This window comes from Enterococcus hirae ATCC 9790, assembly GCF_000271405.2.
GTDB classification, from domain to species: Bacteria; Bacillota; Bacilli; order Lactobacillales; family Enterococcaceae; genus Enterococcus_B; species Enterococcus_B hirae.
The window spans coordinates 646336-665817 of sequence record NC_018081.1; the positions used below are offsets into that span (position 1 = coordinate 646336).

Here is a 19482-nt window from a genome sequence, read left to right on the forward strand (position 1 = left end):
AGAGGTGTATCGTTTATGGCGATCACAGTGAAGGATGTAGCCAAAAAAGCTGGTGTTGCGACCTCGACCGTTTCACGGGTCATCAATGACCATCCAAGCATCTCAGAGGCAACCAAAAAGAAAGTACAAAAAGTCATGGATGAACTAGGCTATGTACCAAATATCACTGCTAGAAATCTAGGGAAAAGAATTTCTAGCGCAATTGGCGTCATTCTCCCACCCCTTGATTCAAAAGAACGGATTGGGAATCCTTTTTATCTTGAGATCATGGAAGCGATCAATGAAGAAGCACGCCGTTATGATCTGACAACTGCTATAGCAACAGCCAAAAATTTTGATACTTTATTAGAAAACGTGCAACGGATGCATCTGCAAAAACAAGTCGATGGGTTTATTTTAGTTTATTCCGACAGTGAAGATCCTGTCATAGATTATCTCTATACGAATGAGATTCCTTTCACTTTGATTGGTCAGCCTTACCGACATGAGAATGAAATCATTTATGTCGATAATGATAACCAATTATTAGGTAAACAAGCCACGGATTTCTTGATTCAAAACGGTCATGAAAGCATTCTTTTCGTAACCAATACAACCCACGAGAGCCTTTACTTCGAACGTTATTTTGGCTACCAAAAAGCCTTGATGCTAGCTGGACTTACAGTTCATCCTAGTGTAGTGATCGAACAACCCGAAGATTATTTAGCTTTTGATGCCATTTTGAAAAAGTCCCAAGCAACAGCGCTGGTAGTCATTGACGATATTTTTGCCTTACGAACGATGCAACTAGCACAGATGTATGGCTATCGAATTCCTGATACCCTATCGATCATCAGCTTCAATAACTCTATTTTCGCTACATTGACTCACCCTTATTTAACCAGTATCGATATCGATATTTCTGAATTAGGAAGGGTTGCAATGCAAAAATTATACGAATTGATCCACGATGAAATCAGCAGCGGTGTTCGTTTAGTCATTCCTCATCAACTCGTCAAACGAGAAACCGTCGTTCCTCGTTTATAAGAAAAAAATAAAACAACTGTTGAACACACAAATAAACTATTTGTAGTGTCTTCAGTTGTTTTTTTACTATACAGGTTCATTTTTTAAGAATCTACATTCTTCAAATAACTTTTTCATGAAAAAGAAACTGAGTATAAAAAGCTATTTCGCTTCTCGTTCTCAAACCTTGATGGTGCCTAGACTATTCACTGGTACGTTTTTTCATCTTTTGATTAAGCCAGAAACCACTCAAAATCGTAAAAATCGGTGCTAAGATCGAGAAGAAAGTAAATGGTAGATATTGTAATGCGCTGACTTTCATCGTGCCCATAATAAAGGTACCACTAACTCCCCACGGAACGAGTGAATTAACGGTTGCTCCAGCATCTGCCAAAGTTCTGGTAAGATACTTTTTATTAACGCCCGCACGATCGAACGATCGCTTAAAGGTTTCGCCTGGTAAAATGATCGACAAGTACTGTTCGCCTACGATCAAATTGATCCCGATACAGCTTAATGCTGTAAAGCCAACCAAGCGAGAAGGCCGATCCATTTTTTCTCGCAATTCCTGAACAATCGTTTCCACAATCGTATATTTGATCAACAAGCCACCCAAAGCTAAAGCTAGAAGAATCAAGCTTGCTGAACCAAGCATACTAACAATTCCCCCTCTTGAAAGCAATTCATTGATTTTAGGGTCTGCTGTATGGGCAACATAGCCGTTCATTAAAATATTAGCTACTTTTGACATCGTTAAATGTGGTTGATTGATGAAGGAAAGAATGATCGCAGCAGTTGAACCAACTAGTAGTGTTGGAATCGCTGGAATTTTTTTAATCGCTCCACCAAACAAGATCACTAATGGGATCAACGTCCATGGAGAGATCCAGAAACCTGCTTTCATGTTTTGGATCATGTCCGTGATCGCTTGTAGATCCGCTGTGTGACTCCCATTCCCAAGAAAAACATAAAATAACATAGCAATTAAAAATGCTGGCAAATCAGTGTAACGCATTTGAGCGATATGCTCAAATAAGTTTACTTCTCCGATCCCGGCCGCCAGGTTCGTAGTATCAGATAACGGCGAACAATTATTTCCTAAAAAAGCCCCCGAAACAACTGCTCCTGTCGTCATCGCATCACTAAAACCTAAAATATGACCGATTCCTAAAAAAGCAATACCGATCGTTGAAATCGTTGTAAATGAGCTTCCAACAGTAATCCCGACGATTGCACAAACAAGAAAAGCAGTCGGTAAGAAAAAGCGAACCGAGATCAATTGGAAACCATAAACCATGATCGTTGGAATCGTTCCAGATAAAATCCACGAAGCTACCAAAACACCAATCAACAGAAAAATCAAAATTGGGATGATCCCTGGAGTAATTCCTTTGACAATCCCATCATGAATCTCATCCCATGAGAAACCTCTAAATCGTCCGTAAAATAACAAACACATGAAAGCGATTAGTATAGGAATATGCGGAGACAATTGAAATCCAATAATCAGTATTCCTAATATCGCCAACAATATGAATAAAACTGCCATACTTTCTTTCACAGATATTTTTTTATTCATCGTATCTTCTCCTATTTTTTTTACAAAAAAAGTCCTACCTAAAAAAAGCGTTCTTTTGGTAGGACAACTGGTCATAGCATCATTTTTTTGTTTTAGCGGATAGACGATGCTAATGACGATTATTTTCTCAAATCCGCTGAACCTTATGATTAGCGTTATTTTCGCAAAGGTTCCCTGATTAAAAAGCATACATTTGGCAAACCATGCTGTAACAGACATGAGCTACTTCTGGAACACCGTTTGTTAGGAATAAGGGACTGTGACAAGATTTTTGTCATAGCCCCCTTCCCTATTTACATTTTTTACTTGCTTCTTATTTATTCTATTCTTTTAAACTCTTTTCTACTTCGCTTCCCCAAGAATCATTTTTAAAACGATTGATGATCAAAGGAATGACAAACATAACGATTGCAATAACTGCTACCAATAATGCATCCGTCAAGGTAGATGTTCCTAAAGTGGATACAACTACTGCAATGATAGAGAAAATCAACATGCAGCTAACTACCCAAGCCATTCCATTTCCTTTTTTACCAATTCGATAAGGACGTTCTAAATCTGGATGGCTTTTTCTCATTTTGATCAATGAAACAGCAATCAAAATATAGACGATACAATAAATAACAGTTGTAGCATTTGTTAATGTTAAGAATACAGCACTGACGTCATCCATTACGCCATAAAGTAAAGCGAATAATGAAATAACGATTGATTGAGTTAATACGACATTACGAGAAACACCATATTCATTTTCTTTATGGAATCCAAATTTAGGTGGTAAGAAACCTTCACGTGCTACTTGGATTATCGTTTTAGATGGTCCAGTTACCCATGCAGATAATTGAAGTAACACACCGATAAACACCATAAAGCTGAAGATGTTCCCAATAATTGTTGGTAAGCCAAGGATTTGGCAATAAATCAAGATTGGTTGCGTAATGTTTGCTAATTCCATTTTTCCATTTGGTACAACATTGGCAACTAACATTGCATTGATCACGTTCAATAAAACAAGACCAATCAACGCAATAAAGACCCCTTTAGTGTAGTTTTTCGTTGCATCTTTTAAACGAGGCATGTAAACAGAACTCATTTCGATACCAACAAAAATAAATGTGATACCTGCAAGATATTTCAATGATTCACTATGTTGTAAATCTGGGAAAGCTTTTGACCAAGAAAAATCTCCTAAGTAACCATTAGATACTAGCCCCACTTTGAATGCGGCGAATAAACCAAGGACAAACATGATAACCACTGGGATATACACACCTAACCAAACGCCGATGTTCCCACCAACTTTGGCCATATCAAATTTCAAGTTCAAAATTGTAATGATCCAATAAATAACTAAAATACAACCTAATACAAATAAATGATTATTGCCTAATTCTACGTTCCCGAATGTATTTCCTAATAATGGACCTAATGTTGATGCAACCATAACCATCCCTGGGAACATTTGAACCCAAAGCAACCAGGCAACAACAAATCCCCATTTACTTCCTAAGGCAGTTTTGACCCATAATTGTGGTCCACCTTCTTGTGGAAGCATCGTAGAAAGCTCACCAGAAACCATCGAAATAGGACCGGCAAAAAACAGTACGGCAAAAATTGAATAAAAAATCAATGTCCAACCAACGGCTGCTAAAGTCGGAATACTCCGAACTGTCGCACACAAAGCCATCGTCAGACCGACAAAGGTCCCAAGACCCATTTTACTTACTTGTGATTTACTCACTGTTGACACGCTCCTTGTTTTTTTGAATAAAAAACATTGTCTTCAAAGTAATCCCAAGTCGCAAGACAAAAGCCAAGAGGTTGTTCCCCACAACTTTTTTAGTATAAAAACGATGCTTAGTGACTGGATTTTATTAGTTATTATTTGCTAAAAAAGAAAAATCTGAAATAGTCTTGTGTTCCATTCGCTGTATTTGTATTGAAGCTTTTCGATCTTTCTCTTCATTCATACAAAATACCTAAAAGAGCGCAAGCTATTTCATTACAACCTCGGCTGTTTTGAACAGATTACTTGTATCGCTTCAAAGACAACCTGTAAAACAAAAAACACCTGAGCAGATAACAGAAGTGCTGAGCTCAGAAAAACCAGCAGAAGAATCTAAAAAATAACTTTTTGTATTTTAAAGATCCTTCAACTGTATTTTTCGATTGAGCTACCACCGTTTATTCGGTTTTATAGCATACAATAAAAGTGACTTCTACTTCTTATACTCAGAATGTTTTTTATTTTATTATTTTTCTTCGCTTGCTAGTAATTGATTTGCGTAGATTTTTTCTAATTTTTCTTGAAGAGCTGCTTTGATTTTTCCAGCATATTCTTCGAAGTTTTCTGCTTTATTCATGTATGGTGTCATTACACTTGCACGTAAAACAGTTACTTTTCCTGCACGGTTCCATTCTTCATCTGAGAAACCTAATTGGTTCACAAATTGTAATGGGCTGTTGCCATAATCTGGAATAGCAAAGTCAGTGTGTGATGTCAAGAATTCATTACCATAGATGCTACCTTTAACGTATGAAGAGTAGTCATAAACGTCATGATTCAATTTGTTCATTGCAACTAGATCGTCGTTGCCTTTTTCTTTAAATACATAGTCAACCATATTGAAATCTGGGTAAGTTAATGGATGTACTTCGATTTCTTTATCGCCAACTTTAAATGATAAATCTTGTAAGAAGTTATAGAAACGATGTGCTCCTTCAATTGAAGCTCCCATCAATTTACCATAACCAGTTACATTAAGTGGTAAGACATGATGTGCAGCCCAAACACTAGCAGCAGTTGCTCCTGCTTTTGAACCTTCTAAAATGTATGCACCAAGTAATGCTGGGATATCTGCGCCTTTTTCAAACACGTAAGTAGCAAAGTAAGAAATAACGTCGCGCATACGTACGTCTTTGATGACGATCCCACCAGCTGAGTAAGGAACATAACCCATTTTATGTGGATCAATTGTTACAGATTCTGCTTCTTCAATTGCTTTGAAGGCACGGTGTACATCTTCTAAGATATAATCTTTGTTTTCTGTAAATACATGATGTTTTGCATGAACATCTTTTAATTCTTCAAATGGAATAAAGTTATTTTCTTCGTCTAAGAAAATGGAACGACCATAACCGCCGTAAGCAGCATCAACATGCAAGTAGAAGTAAATACCATCTTTTTCTAATACTCGACGTAATGCAACAATTTTATCGATACCGTCAATGGCTCCTTCTTCTGTCGAACCAACAACACCGACTACACCCAAGATTGGTGTTTTTTCAGCTGCTAGTTGACGAACGATTTTTTCAAGTTCGTTGATATCCATTCGATAGTTGTGATCAACTGGTACAGGGATTACTTGATCTAACCCGATACCGATGATATCAGCTGCTTTTAGCCATGAGTAATGTTTCGTTTGTGGTACTAACCATTTTCCTAATTGTTGTAAATGTTTTCCGCTACGTGCAGAATGTGCTTTGATGTCATCAATTTTTTCTGGAACACTATCTAACAAGTCCATGATTTCTTTTGTAGACATGTTCATCAATTCCCAGTCACTTTTTCCTGAGACTAATTCAGGTGCAACTTCTTTCATTGCAAGTGGAAGTGATTTGATGTTACGTGCATACCAAAGACCTTCTAAGTTAGCTAAAGAACCATCAGCAACGATGTGTCCCCAGCCATCTTTATAGCCCATTAATTTCGCAAACTCTAGTCCTACTTCTTCTTCCATTTGACTTGTTGCTGGAGAAGATTCGTAAGCAACGTTGTTACCATTCCATAGCATTGCGAAATTATATGCTAGTAAAGATGGCATTAATGTTTCAGAGTTCATATGACCCCAATAACGTCCAGCTGTATGCCATGGTACTGAGTGAGTACGCATACGAGCTGAGATTTCAGATAAAACATCTTTTGTTTTATTGACTGTGTGCTCAAAACTTGCACTACTTTGTTCTTCTGGTGTAATAACTGGCATGTCTTGTGGCATGTAGTTTTGTCGCCAGCCTAAATGTTCATCTACTAAATCGTTCAACAAATCTTTATAGAGTTGGCCGTTCTCCGCTTTGTCTCCGATAAATAGTGCATTTAGGTTTAATTCATTTGACAATGATTCCATGTGAAACCCTCCTAAAAAATATTTAAATTTTGTCGAGCCCTACATTACACCTGTTTTTTATTTCTGTAAACTAAATCACAAGTGGTTTTTTAATCATTTTATAATAATTATCAATTGTGCAAATTGTTTACACATTTAAAAAAATTAAAAAAACGAGGGAATTTACAAAAGTAAATTCCCTCGTAAAGATTGTATTAACGAGATCCCACGTCACCCTTTTAGGTTGGGTTTCAAAATTGGAATCTTGTAATAGAGTTGACCATTTTCAAGCCAAAAAATTACTAAATTCTAATCAACTACTTTGGCCAAAAAGTAATTTTTCTTACCCTTTCGAATAACCACAAACTTACCATCAAATTCCTTCGATGGATCTATGACAAAATTTAAATCGGTAACACGGTCACCGTTAATACTTATAGCTCCGTTTGAAACATCTTCACGCGCTTGGCGTTTTGATGGTTCAATTTTTGTGGAAACCAATAATTCCACGATATTTTCAGGTTTACTTGAAATTTCAACGTTTGGCATTTTACCAAATCCTTGAGCGATCTCAGCTGCATTTAATTCTTTGATGTTTCCAGAGAACAATGCTTCTGTTATTTTTTGCGCTTCTTTCAAGTCTTCTTCACTATGAACGAATCTCGTCACTTCTTCTGCTAAACGTCGTTGTGCTTCACGTTTTTCAGGTTCAGTTTCAACTTTTTTCGCCAAATCTTCAATTTCTTCTTGTGATAAGAAAGTAAAGAATTTCAAGTATTTCACAACATCTCGGTCATCTTGGTTCAACCAGAATTGGTAGAACTCAAATGGTGATGTTTTCTCAGGATCTAACCAGATAGCGCCACCGGCAGTTTTACCAAATTTTGTCCCATCCGCTTTTAACATCAATGGGATCGTTAAACCGAATGCTTCTGCTTCTGGTCCTTCTAATTTACGGATTAAGTCTAATCCAGCTGTGATGTTCCCCCATTGATCAGCACCACCGATTTGTAGTTGAACATCATATGTTTTGTGTAAGTGTAAAAAGTCAATTGATTGCAAGATTTGGTAAGTAAATTCTGTAAATGAGATACCGACTTCCAAACGACTTGCTACGATATCTTTCGCTAACATCGTGTTAATATTGAAGTTTTTACCGTAATCACGTAAAAATTCAAGTAATGAGATTTTTGATAACCAATCATAGTTATTCACAAACGTGATGTTTGCATCTTTCCCAAATAATTTTCTCATTTGGTTAGATAAAGCATCGACATTATGTTGGACTTGTTCCATTGTTTGTAAGACACGTTCTGTCTTACGACCACTTGGGTCTCCAATTGTACCTGTTCCGCCACCGATCAGAATGTATGGATGATGTCCTGCCAATTGAAATCTTTTCATCATCATAAATGGAATCAAATGTCCGATGTGCATAGAATCCCCAGTTGGGTCAACTCCGCAATATAGTGAAATACTCTTTTCGTCAACAAGTTCACGAAGTCTTTCTTCATTCGTTTGTTGGTTAATGGCATCACGCCAAGTTAATTCGTCGATAATATTCATGTTAAATCCCTCCGTATCATTTTATTGTGAAAGCAGGAACCTGCTATCATTCATACTAATTAAAATCAATAAAAAAATCCCTTGGTTAACTAACCAAGGGACGAAATCTCGCGGTACCACCCATTTTATATGTTTCATTCAAAACATATCACTCAAACATTTAACGCTGTCACGTGACAAATCAATGCCAAAGGCTCCTAAAATGTAATTCGTCTTAAAGCTTGTACTAGTTCTCAGCAACCACTAGCTCTCTGAAACATTGGCTTTAATAACTACTGCGTTTTGATCATTGCCTGTTATCAAGTTAATATGTGTCTATCATAGAACGCTATTTTTTCTTTGTCAATAAAAAAGATAAAAATTTCTTTCTATACTTCTTCAGCAATGGAATAAAACAGTAAAATCCGAACATTCTTTTTTTAAATCATTTGCATCCAATTACCTAAAATACCTCATTGATCCCTTTATTTCATCCGTTTTTTCTAAGATGAATGATCCATTCAATGGCGCTCATTTGACCATCAAATGAAAATTTTAAAAATTTTCGAAGCTTAAGAAAATTTTATAAACTAGTATTTATCAACGACAAATTTACTTCTTTTATTTTATTATTTTAACGTTTTCGATCATCTAAGCGATCCAATACCTCTTTCTCTCACCCTAATTAATGTTATTATTTCCCATTCAATCGAAGGTATAAAGGCATCAATTCCTGCATACCATCTAAAATCAACTTTTCAGCATCTTTTAATTCATTCGGATAAAAATAAAGCTTACCAAGTTGGAAGGTTTTATGCTCCATTGCTTTTTTTAATTCGATTTGTTTTTGCTTATCCGTCAAATAGGTGGCTAACGGCAGGTGATCCACCAGTTCATGTTCTGGTTGCGGCCAAATATAATACTCTTCAACTGGGATGTGCTTACTCCATTCCTTTAAAACCGTTAGTAGATGATTGAAGGACGAAATACTTCCTTGGCGTTCTTCACTTTTATAATGTTGAAACATCAAATAGATTTGAAATTGTTTTTTATTTAGCAAAGTAGCTAAACAAGCATTTTCCTGTTGGCGTCCTTCACTACGGTACGCACACCAAAAATGGCTTCTGAGATTCCAACCATTCGTCCAACTTTCGATTTTTGGTTTCCTCATCTGCCATTGCAAGGGTGTTGCTTTCGCCACTTGTTCATTCATTTTTTTCCACTTTTGCCAGTGTGTTTGATACCTCACCTTAAGCTGTGCTAATTCTTCAGTAGTATATCTTTCTTTTAACTGCTTAAAGGTAAACATCGAACGATCAAACAATTCATAATCACTAGTTAATAAATCCATTCCGCCACTTCTTTCTTAACGATTTCCCTATCCTACATTGTAAAGACTATCAATGAGAGAAACAACAAAAATAGCAAGAAAAGAGTGAGCATGGAATTATTTCGGTGAAAATACTCGATAATCATCTTCCTTTATCATTTAGATCTTGTTTTGCTTGTGTAATTGGTTGTCTATTAACTGGATTCTGCTTTGTTGTCTCATTTTTCTGTACTTTGTCTTTTAATTGAGCTTTTTGTGGCTGTCCATTCCCTTGTTCTGATTCCATATGCTTTTCCAGAGAGGCGATCAGCTTATCTGTATATTCTATATCTTGTTTTACCAATCCTTTAAAACTATTAATCAAAGGCATCATTTTGGCAACCAGAAGTTGTGATTGACTCTGAGTAGTGTTTTCCAGTTGAACATTCAAATTTAAAAAACGCTCTCTTTCCTTGCTCACATCTTTCTTTAACTTTTCAAGACTTTTTGTTCCTAGAAGTTTTTTCCCTAATGCTAACTCAGCTTTTTGAGCGTCAATTTCTTTTTTCAACATATATTTTTGTAACCAATTCACACCTTTTGCTAATTTTTCTTCGTTTTTGTTCATACTATCCTGCAATTTATCGATTCGTTGAGTCAAATGAACCTTCATATTTTCCTGATCTCGTGGTTCTACGTCTAATTTTTTTGCATGATTTAAATAATTTAATCGATTCATCCGTTCTTTTTTCAAATAAGAAACTCGAGCATACTGCTTCTGTCTTTGCTTATCTAACTCTAGGATCGTTTTATATGTATGTAAAAATTCCTTATCCAATAGCATGGGAATTTCCATCTTTATACTCTTTTTTTATTTCCATTTACCTCAGTTAATTGGTAAATCTTGGCATTTTTTTTAGATACTACTTCTTGTTCAACAAGCTGATAAATTTTTTCTTTTGTTTTAACCTCTTTTGCTTTTGGTAGTATTGACATTTTTTTACTCCTTATCATTTAGTAATCGAGATATTTCGAAAACGAATGCGTTGTGCCTAAACTTAGACGAAACGCATTTGGACAAACGAAACTTTCCAAACATATTACTAATTACGTGAATCGTGTTCAGGCGTTGATCTTTGTTGTTTCTCTGGTTGGCTTTGTTGTTTCCCTGGTTGGCTTTGTGGCTGCGTAACTCCTTCTATCAGAGTATATAATTCACGTGGACCATTTGTTTTTTGCACATCATTTATTTTTATTGTTTCATGCACTTCATTTGTTTCTTGCTCATCATTTCTTTCCATTTCGGCTTGTACTTTATTCTGATATTCATGTAACTCCGCATTTAGTACTTGTGGGCGATGATTCTTGATATTTTCAAATCTCTGCTGTGTCTCTAAGAAATTTTTTTCGGTCGTATAAATTGAGCGAGCAAGTTCGCCTAATAGCGGTGCCACGTACGGAAATAGACTGGCTGATACTTTATTATTTAAATCTATAAAACCTTTCTTCACCATACTAAATTGTTCATTCATATTCAAATCAGAATATTCTTTCGTTATTTTATTTATCCATTTCTTCTTTATCTTTTTACTATCAACCTCCCCACTCAAACTATAGCCTTTCCCATAAAGTGATGATAGATCAGACTCCAGTTTACCTTTTATAAGCTTTTGTTCATTTTCCAATGAACGCTTCTCTTTTTCCAAAGCTCCTATTTCACCTGTAAAATAACTTAAAAATCTTCTAAACGGTGAAGCTTTGATCTTATCGATTTCATCAGTCTTCTCCTTGATTAGTACTGGTATTGCATTTAACCGATTCAATTTGTTATCCATGTTGTTTTTTTCACTAGTGTAGCTAGTCAATTCTACGCCTATCTCTTCTTCCAACGACTGAATTTTTATTTTCATGTCGTCTTCATCACGCTCTAACTTATTTTGCATACTAATTACTGAACTCATGTCTTTATTTAGTTCAAAACACTTTTGTACTTCTTTTTTAGGAACAACTAATGATTCCTTATATGAACCAAAAGAATATTCGCTCATTAGACGTAGATCTGATTTTTCGTGTTTTTTCAACAGTTTTTGTTTGTTTTGTTCAATTGACGCAATTTTAGCTTGGTCGTTAGTGACATACGCTGCTATACATTCCTTTTTATATTTCTTAAATTTATCTTCCTGTTCCATTTCTAAACTAGATACTGCCGCATTTTTATTTTTGTTATTTAAATCCCCCATATCTGCTTATCTCCTTTATTACTTTAGTGTGTTAAGAATAACACGCGCGACAACTGTTATTTCTCCGACATTTTCTCAGTTTGGAAATTTTTGTTTTAAAATTGTTTATCCTTTGTTTTTTTGATTTGAAAGCATATTCTCATAAGTGTTCTGGAATAGAAAAAAACTGACTTTTGTTCCCATTTTTACTGGTTAAAAAGTCAGCTATATAAATATTTTGTTATTTATGATTCTATATTAGTTAATAAAGTTTCAAAGAAAATAGCACTAGAAGCTGCTCCGGGATCGATATGGCCAATGGCTCTTTCCCCTAGATAAGAGGCACGTCCTTTTTTGGCTACTAAATCTTTTGTATGTTCCTTCGCTTCTTCAATCACTTCTTCTGTTAATCGATTATTCTTCAAGGCTTCAGTAACAGGTAACCAGACATCTAGCATCGTTTTCTCTTCTGCTTCTGCTTTCCCCCTAGCTTGAATCCCATTTTTTCCTTCTTCAATGATTTTCCCTAATTGTTCTTGTGATGTAATCACATCAATGTCTTTTGTAGCCTTCATTATATTCATAAAGGCAGAACCATATAATGGTCCAGAAGCACCTCCAACTTTTGAGATCATTGCCATCGAAAGAACCTTGAACGTGTCACTGATCGTTTTCGGTTGTTCTTTTTGAAACGCTTCTTGATAAGCCGTCATCCCTCGCCCCATATTATTGCCATGATCGCCATCACCGATCGGCGTGTCGAGCTCACTCAGATAACTTTTATTTTCATCGATTTTCTCTGTAAAATCCGTTAACCACGCTTGAATTTCTTTGACCGTTAGTTCCATTATTCTCCCACCTTCTACCACGAAATTGTGTGAACTTCACTTTCCAATGCTTCCTGCCATTTCTTAGTTGTTAGGTCAATCATCGTCAGAGATAATCCTTGCATGTCTAAAGAAGTCATAAAATCACCGACTTTATGAAATGTCACTTTGACTGATTCTTGATCGAGTAATGATTGGACATCATTCATAAAAACAAAGAGTTCCATCAATGGCGTGCCACCCATCCCATTAACTAGCACTCCAACTTCTTTTGGTTTCTCTGGGTAGTCAGCTAAAATTTTTGTTACTAATTCTTCAGCTAATACTTTAGCAGGTTGCAACTTTTCTCTACGATAACCAGGCTCGCCATGGATCCCTACTCCGTATTCGATCTCATCTTCGGCTAATTCAAATCCTGGCTTTCCTACTTCAGGAACCGTGGCCGCACGCAATGCCACACCAATCGTCTTGATCGCTGGAACTAGTCTATCTCCTAGTTCCTTCAATTCTTGCAAGGATGCACCTTTCCTAGCGGCATCCCCTAAGATTTTATGCACAAGAACTGTTCCAGCTACTCCACGTTTGCCAGCAGTATATGTGCTATTTTCCACCGCAATGTCATCATCCACTACAACACTTTCTACTTCAATCCCTTCCATAGCCGCCATTTCTTTAGCCATGTCAAAATTGAGTACATCTCCTGTATAATTCTTGATGATCAATAAAACGCCTTTTCCTTGATCCGCTTCTTTGATAGCTATATGAATCTGATCAGGTGTCGGCGAAGTAAAAACATCTCCTAAAACTGCAGCACTCAACATCCCAGCACCAACAAAACCTGCATGCGCTGGTTCATGACCACTTCCTCCCCCAGAAACCAAGCCAACTTGTTCTACTTGATCATTTTTTGCTACTACTCGAGAATCAGCTACTTGGTGAATCATTTCTGGATAACTTATCACTAAACCAGACAACATTTCTTCTACGATCGTACTAGGATTATTCATGATTTTTTTCATTTCACGTCCACCCTTTCTTTCCCGCATTCTGTGCTTCCGTTAGTATTTGTTGAGGATCATCCGTGATACCTGCTGTGATCGCTCCAGCAAAAGCCCCTTCAACAAGTGGCGCATCCACAAGGTAGTATTTCTTTTGTTGGTCTTCATCCAACATTTCCTTGGCCATTTCAGCGTTCAAAACCGCACTCCCGATATCCGCAAACACAAAATACATGGCGGAATCAGCTGATTGGTTGATCGCATCGATGATTTTCATCGGATCAGAACCAATTCTTCCCTCTACTCCTCCTAAGGAAAAAAGTAACACATCTTCTGATTGTTGCATCTGTTCAATCATTTCTTTGAGTCCATCCGTTAACTGTTGACTATGGGAGACAAGTAAGATACTTTTTTTCATGCCATTTCTCCTTCTTCCTTTTGTGGTCACACCAAGTTTGCGCTTTCATTCTTTTGATCATCAACTACATTCTTTTGCATAGTTCCAGTATATAATAGAATGTCCATTTTTTGGAAATGATGCGCTGTAATTGACTAGCTAATTCCAATTGCGACTTAAGAAATAAATTTTGATATACTATTTTTAAAGAAAGGAGTGATCAAATGATCATTACAACAACAAACAACGTGGAAAATAAAGAAGTAACAGCATATAAAGGCATTGTTTTTGGTGAAGTCATTACTGGAATCAACGTATTAAAAGATATCGGGGCAGGATTTCGCAATGTTTTTGGCGGACGTTCAAAAAGCTACGAGGATGAATTGCTTGCTGCACGTGAAGAGGCCTTAGCAGAAATGCAAGAGCGTGCTCGATCATTAGGTGCAGATGCAGTCATTGGGATGAAAATGGATTATGAAGTATTGGGGAGCGATAACGGAATGCTAATGGTCACCTGTAGTGGGACAGCGGTGACAATAAACTAGTTCAGACATGAGGTTGTGAAAAGAGTGTCTTGACCTGAGCGCTCACCAAGTAAAAACTGCGACGAGTAATCGCAGGAGCATTAAGGATGAAAATCTCGAAACAGCTCATCATGTTTTGAGATTTTTTGACTTATCGCCGAAGGTCAGCTCTTTGAACACCGTGAATCAGAGGTCGTGAAAACATCGGGTAGCTCTGATGACAATAAGAAAGAATTTTTTGAAACAGCTTCTCATGTTTTGAAAAATTCAGGCTTATTTCAAGGAGCTGATGTTTGAACACCGTTTAGCAAGAGGCTGTGAAAGAAGCGTTCAGCTCCGAGCGAATAAGAGAGGATTTTTTAAAATAGCTCCTCATATTTTAGAAAATCCTCTCTTATTGTTGAGGAGTTGCTTCTTGAACACCGTTTATTCGTTTTTAGAGATACTAGAAGAGACTGAGATAGAACTCTCACTTAAAAAATATACCGAACCTGTTCTACCAATACACCGATTCAAAAAACAGATTGATATAAAATAAGGTGTTTCCTAAAAAATATACGTAAAAACGTTAAATTTTAGGGAACACCTATGCTCTTTTTCCCTAAATTTAATTGATTATCCAAGTAAGATACTGCTATCTAATTATTTATGTACGTTGCTCTTTTCATCAATGGATTATTTTCTATTCTACTATCTATGATTGCTGGCATTTCACCATCCGATTATCCTCTTGAAGTTCGATTCGTTTTATTGCTATTTTGCATTTGATCTTGTTTATCACCTCGGTTGCTGAGCTTTTCTACCCGCTGTTGAGCATTCTCTTTTAGTTGGTTTATCTCTTGCTTTCTCACTAGAAGCTCTTCTTTAAATTTTTCATGTTTTCCTTTCCAACCTTGTACATTTCTTTCTAAGTCCTCAACCTTTTGCTCCATGACGTTTAATTTCCCACTAATTTTTTCAAGTTGTTCTCTTCTGTGTTTACTAACATCTCGTAGTCCCTTTGTCTTATCTTCAACAACGTCATAAATTGAGAAGAGCTGTGCTTTTAATTTTTTTTGCGCCTTCAATTCTTCACGACTATATTCCTTATCTGTTGCTTTAATTGGGTGTCTTAGCATCGTTGCTAACTTTTCCTCTTCTTTTTCATGAATATGAGCTGCTTTTTTATAATTTTCTCCGTGAGGATAGGTAGCGTGACTATCCATTGTTTTATAGGCGTTCTCTACTATTTTTTTTGCTTATCAATCACTGCTTTTGTAAATCCTCTACCTTCTGCTATTTCTGTCATTAGATCCCCTTCTCTTATTTGATTAATAATCTGAATGTAACACAAATGTAGAGTTTTTTTAGCCAAAAATTTCTAAATAACAGATTTTTTGTTCTATGCTAATGATATTTATTCCTAGCGACTTTCTTTATTGATGAGAATCGCTGAACCAATAACTGTTTTTTATCTTTATCTCCTCATCATTAACTACAAATATTATTTTTCCTTCATAAAAAATATCATTCATTTGTTTTTTTGGAACAATCTTCGATGTTGAATATTTAGAATATTATTTAGCAAGTAAAAAGGATGTGATTTTTCGCCCCATCAAGCAAAAAATCACATCCATATCATGTTAGAACATCTTTTTCATTCACTTTTCCAACGATCCTTTTCAAAAACTATCTTTTAGAACAAGGATATTCGCTGAATCAGCATGAGCTTCATTCACTTTTACTTCGCCAAACGGTAGATAGCATCTGCATAAATGGCAGTTGCTCTGAAAAGGTCATCCAGACTCATAAATTCGTTGGCTTGGTGCATTGTATCTGTATAGCCTGGGAACATTGCGCCGTAAGCTACACCACGTTTCAATAGACGGCCATAGGTTCCGCCGCCAATGATTTGTTCATAGCCTTTTTCGCCTGTATGGTCTTCATAAACTTGCAATAAAGTTGCTACCAATGGATCTTCCATTGGTACATAGTGAGGTTCCATGACACGTGCGCCACGAGTAACTGTTGCTCCTTCTGCTTTCATCGTTGTTGCAATGTCATTTTCTAAGCCATCAACGGTAACCCCTTTTGGAAAACGGAAGTTCATGTTGATATAGTTATCTTCTTCTGACCCATTTTCTTTAAAGGCAAACAATCCAGCGTTCATGGTCAATTTACCCATTTTTTCGTCTTCATGGGCAACCCCTAATTTTTCTCCATAAAAATCTTCATGGACATAGGCTGCTGCTACATGGATGAATTGTTTAGCAGAACCGATAAATTCATAATCGTCTAAGAATAATGCTAAGAATGAACCGGCATTGATCCCTGATTGAGGACTTGCACCATGTGCGCCCTTTCCGATCAATTCGATTTTCACATAGGTATTATCCGCTTCGATCGAACCACTTACTGGGTTTGCTTCAACAAAACGATAAAAAGCTTCTTCCATTTGGATCGCAGCTTCCGCACTTGGTACTTCAAGAGTCGCTGTTGCTGTTCCAGGCACCATGTTTTCACGTAAACCTGAAGTAAATGTCTTCAAGACATAATCTCCTGCGTTGTCTCCTTGGAAACGTAGTGCGAAAGAAACATTTCCTTTCTCACCATTGATGATTGGAAATTCTGCATCTGGAGAAAAGCCAAAGTCAGGTTCTTCTTCATGTTCAAAGTAGTAAGCCATGTCTGCCCAACCACTTTCTTCATCACTACCAACTACAAAACGAACTTTTTTGGATAATTCCAAGTCAAGATCTTTGATGATCTTCATGGCATAGTAGGCAGCCATGCTTGGTCCTTTATCATCACTAGAACCACGAGCAAAGATTTTCCCATCTTTGATTACTGGTTCATAAGGATCTGTATCCCAACCATCCCCTGCTGGTACTACGTCCATATGACCAAAAATACCTAAAGTTTCATCGCCTTCACCAAGATCAATATGTCCTGCATAGTTATCAACATTTTTTACGACAAACCCATCACGTTCGCCATAAGCCAACATATGTTTTAGCGCATCTCGAGGTCCAGGTCCAAAAGGTGCATCAGGAGTTACTTTTGAATCATCCCGTTCACTGTTCACACGTAAAAGATTTTTTAAATCTTCAAGTAGTTCTTCTTTACGTGCTTCTACTTCTTTTTGCCAATCGATTGTCATAAAATCAATCCTCCACTCATTAAGTCTACCTGTCCATCATACCATAAATCCTGCCAAAAAAACGTGCAAAAAAATTTGTGGTTCCTTAGCCAAACGGTATTTTATTTAAAAATACTCAGTTATAATACAAGAAAGGAGGCGGAAAAATTGTTAATAGATAGCGATTTATTACAAAAAGTAATTCAACCACGCCCAGAAAAGTCACATAAAGGAACTTTCGGTCGTACTGTCTTGATTGGCGGTAACCATCAATTTGGTGGTGCGATCATCATGAGTGCACTAGCGGCTGTACACAGTGGCGCAGGATTAACGACTGTTGCTACGGACCAGTGGAATCAAGCACCACTTCACACGCATTTACCTGAAGCCATGTGCATCGACTGGCAAGAAAAAGAACAACTGTTAGCAGTGATGGACACGGCAGACGTTCTATTGATTGGTCCAGGATTAGGGGACTCCTCATTGAGTTTAGAATTATTAGCATTCACTTTAGCACATCAAAAAAGCCATCAGTGGTTAGTGATGGACGGTTCAGCATTAACATTATTCGCTAAAGAAAATCTAACCCTCCATTTTCCCGAGCAAACCGTCATGACTCCTCATCAAATGGAATGGCAAAGAGTAAGCTCACTTAAGATCGAGGAACAAACACCTGAGAACAACCGCAAGCAGCAAGCCAAATTAGGCGCAACGATTGTTTTAAAAAGTCATCGAACCACGATCTACGGGCAACAAGAATGTTATCAAAATACTACTGGCTCTGCCGCAATGGCCACTGGAGGTACTGGTGATACATTAGCTGGTATGATCACTGGATTCTTGGCACAATTTCCTAAAAACGATGAAACAATCGCAGCAGCTGTCTACCTGCATAGTTTTATTGGGGATCAACTGGCAAAAAAACAATATGTTGTTTTACCGACACAAATCAGTCAAGCAATCCCTCAATGGATGCACTATTTTAGTCAGAAAAAAGATGGAAACAAGGAGTTCTAATGATGGAAAAATTTACTGGATACATGCGTGAGCCGTTTTACTATGAAACCGATCAAATGGGGATCATCCACCACAGCAACTATATCCGTTGGATGGAAGAATCTCGTGTTGCTTTATTGGATCATTTAGGTTTCAGCTATACAAAAATTGAAAAACTAGGAGTGATCATCCCTGTTTTAGAAGTCACTTGCCAGTACAAAGAAATGATTCGTTATGGTGAAACTGTTCGTATTTTGCCTAAAATCGAACAATATAGTGGTACAAGATTAAATTTTAGTTATGAAATCTACGGTTTAGATGACGGAAAATTACGAACAACTGGCTCTAGCAAACATTGTTTTTTACTCGCTGACAATCAGAAGTTAACCAAACTTGAACGGGTAAATCCTGCATTAGATCGCTTATTCCACGAGTATGCACAGTTGGATAGCTAAAGAATAGTATTTAACTCTTGTATTTTTTAGGATTTCCATTACGGATTTTCTTAAAAAAAATCAAAAAAGCTGCCTTTTTTCTTGTGTTGGCTTGATTCATCCGTATAATAAAATAAAAAGCAGGTGATCATCATGTATGTTGTGAAAGTATTGCACGGTTACATTGATAAAACAGGCTGCCGCACTAGAGAAAAAAATCCAGATAACTTATTGATTTTCAAAGAAAAAAAGCATCAGAAGCTTTTGCTAAATCGATCGGAGGGCGTGTCAAACAACTGCACGAAGTACGCCCTGATTGAAATAAAACCTCAATCATTAGTTAGTCAACATGATTGAGGTTTTTGCTTGTCCAAAAAATTTCTTTAAAAAACGAGCTTACCAAAAAGAGTGATCCTTTTGGTAGG

General features: G+C 36.8%; 17 protein-coding genes and 1 other annotated feature. Of the genes, 4 read left to right on the forward strand and 13 right to left on the reverse strand.

The genetic code is table 11. From position 1 onward, the window contains the following. Positions 1-15: 15 nt before the first annotated feature. The gene (locus EHR_RS03145) at positions 16-1026 is read left to right on the forward strand and encodes a LacI family DNA-binding transcriptional regulator (RefSeq protein ID WP_010736918.1); all 1011 of its coding nucleotides are present in this window, start codon (positions 16-18) and stop codon (positions 1024-1026) included. 181 nt (positions 1027-1207) lie between these two features. On the opposite strand, the gene nhaC is transcribed toward EHR_RS03145, so the two are convergent. From nhaC to dhaM, 11 genes are all read right to left on the reverse strand, one after another. After that, positions 1208-2584, reverse strand: a complete 1377-nt coding sequence (gene nhaC / locus EHR_RS03150; RefSeq protein WP_010736917.1) for a Na+/H+ antiporter NhaC — start codon at positions 2582-2584, stop codon at positions 1208-1210. A 322-nt stretch (positions 2585-2906) separates the two neighbouring features. Beyond that, positions 2907-4325, reverse strand: coding sequence for a tyrosine-tyramine antiporter (gene tyrP / locus EHR_RS03155; protein ID WP_010720263.1), 1419 nt, complete (start codon positions 4323-4325; stop codon positions 2907-2909). 511 nt (positions 4326-4836) lie between these two features. Next, a complete protein-coding gene (gene tdc / locus EHR_RS03160; RefSeq protein ID WP_010736916.1) occupies positions 4837-6711 on the reverse strand; it encodes a tyrosine decarboxylase in 1875 nt (624 codons plus the stop codon). A 288-nt stretch (positions 6712-6999) separates the two neighbouring features. After that, positions 7000-8256 carry a tyrosine--tRNA ligase gene (gene tyrS, locus EHR_RS03165; protein ID WP_010736915.1) on the reverse strand — a complete coding sequence of 419 codons (1257 nt, stop codon included), beginning with the start codon at positions 8254-8256 and terminating at the stop codon, positions 7000-7002. A 93-nt stretch (positions 8257-8349) separates the two neighbouring features. Beyond that, positions 8350-8555: a binding site (T-box leader), on the reverse strand. A 374-nt stretch (positions 8556-8929) separates the two neighbouring features. Beyond that, positions 8930-9586, reverse strand: coding sequence for an HI_0552 family protein (locus EHR_RS03170; RefSeq protein WP_010736914.1), 657 nt, complete (start codon positions 9584-9586; stop codon positions 8930-8932). 121 nt (positions 9587-9707) lie between these two features. Continuing rightward, complete coding sequence (locus EHR_RS03175) at positions 9708-10400, reverse strand: hypothetical protein (protein ID WP_014834321.1); 693 nt, start codon at positions 10398-10400, stop codon at positions 9708-9710. Positions 10401-10402: 2 nt separating this feature from the next. Next, a complete protein-coding gene (locus EHR_RS14205; protein WP_014834322.1) occupies positions 10403-10540 on the reverse strand; it encodes a hypothetical protein in 138 nt (45 codons plus the stop codon). Positions 10541-10647: 107 nt separating this feature from the next. Beyond that, positions 10648-11784: a hypothetical protein gene (locus tag EHR_RS03180; RefSeq protein WP_010736912.1), complete on the reverse strand. Its 1137-nt coding sequence runs from the start codon at positions 11782-11784 to the stop codon at positions 10648-10650. Positions 11785-12008: 224 nt separating this feature from the next. After that, positions 12009-12611 (reverse strand): dihydroxyacetone kinase subunit DhaL, encoded by a 603-nt coding sequence (gene dhaL, locus EHR_RS03185; RefSeq protein WP_010736911.1) that lies wholly within the window; start codon positions 12609-12611, stop codon positions 12009-12011. Between the two features lie 14 nt (positions 12612-12625). Then, the gene (dhaK, locus tag EHR_RS03190; protein ID WP_014834323.1) at positions 12626-13609 is read right to left on the reverse strand and encodes a dihydroxyacetone kinase subunit DhaK; all 984 of its coding nucleotides are present in this window, start codon (positions 13607-13609) and stop codon (positions 12626-12628) included. A 1-nt stretch (position 13610) separates the two neighbouring features. Then, complete coding sequence (dhaM, locus tag EHR_RS03195; RefSeq protein WP_010736909.1) at positions 13611-14006, reverse strand: dihydroxyacetone kinase phosphoryl donor subunit DhaM; 396 nt, start codon at positions 14004-14006, stop codon at positions 13611-13613. A 203-nt stretch (positions 14007-14209) separates the two neighbouring features. On the opposite strand from dhaM, the gene EHR_RS03200 reads away from it, so the two are divergent. Beyond that, positions 14210-14530 (forward strand): putative heavy metal-binding protein, encoded by a 321-nt coding sequence (locus tag EHR_RS03200; RefSeq protein ID WP_010720273.1) that lies wholly within the window; start codon positions 14210-14212, stop codon positions 14528-14530. Positions 14531-15231: 701 nt separating this feature from the next. Here the strand turns inward: EHR_RS03200 and EHR_RS03210 are convergent. Together EHR_RS03210 and pepV are read right to left on the reverse strand one after the other, a co-directional pair. Further along, complete coding sequence (locus EHR_RS03210) at positions 15232-15627, reverse strand: hypothetical protein (protein ID WP_136770789.1); 396 nt, start codon at positions 15625-15627, stop codon at positions 15232-15234. 602 nt (positions 15628-16229) lie between these two features. Further along, the gene (pepV, locus tag EHR_RS03215; RefSeq protein WP_010736907.1) at positions 16230-17648 is read right to left on the reverse strand and encodes a dipeptidase PepV; all 1419 of its coding nucleotides are present in this window, start codon (positions 17646-17648) and stop codon (positions 16230-16232) included. Positions 17649-17795: 147 nt separating this feature from the next. On the opposite strand from pepV, the gene EHR_RS03220 reads away from it, so the two are divergent. Beyond that, the gene (locus EHR_RS03220) at positions 17796-18644 is read left to right on the forward strand and encodes an NAD(P)H-hydrate dehydratase (protein WP_010736906.1); all 849 of its coding nucleotides are present in this window, start codon (positions 17796-17798) and stop codon (positions 18642-18644) included. A 2-nt stretch (positions 18645-18646) separates the two neighbouring features. Beyond that, the gene (locus tag EHR_RS03225; protein WP_014834326.1) at positions 18647-19078 is read left to right on the forward strand and encodes an acyl-CoA thioesterase; all 432 of its coding nucleotides are present in this window, start codon (positions 18647-18649) and stop codon (positions 19076-19078) included. Positions 19079-19482 lie beyond the last annotated feature (404 nt).